This is a genomic window from Gilvimarinus gilvus, from assembly GCF_030518155.1.
Taxonomy (GTDB): domain Bacteria; phylum Pseudomonadota; class Gammaproteobacteria; order Pseudomonadales; family Cellvibrionaceae; genus Gilvimarinus; species Gilvimarinus gilvus.
Genome location: NZ_JAULRU010000390.1, coordinates 1 through 314, shown reverse-complemented (window position 1 = coordinate 314; position 314 = coordinate 1). Strand labels below are relative to the sequence as shown.

Annotated in this window: 1 pseudogene; it reads left to right on the top strand. The window is 60.5% G+C overall.

The features are described from left to right. Positions 1-314, top strand: a pseudogene (phaG, locus tag QWI17_RS06715) ((R)-3-hydroxydecanoyl-ACP:CoA transacylase); the annotation flags it as partial.

The window sequence follows — 314 nt, the reverse complement described above, 5'->3', positions numbered from 1 at the left end:
ATCCTCCTTGAACTGATCGATCACTTCCAGGCCGACCACGTGATGTCGTTCTCGTGGGGCGGTGCCAGCACGCTACTGGCACTGGCGCACCAGCCGCGGTATGTGAAGAAGGCCGTGGTGAGTTCGTTCTCGCCGGTGATCAATGAACCAATGCGCGACTACCTGGCGCGCGGTTGCCAGTACCTGGCCGCCTGCGACCGCTATCAAGTCGGCAACCTGATCAACGACACCATCGGCAAGTACCTGCCGTCGCTGTTCAAGCGGTTCAACTACCGGCACGTCAGCAGCCTGGACAGCCACGAATACGCGCAGAT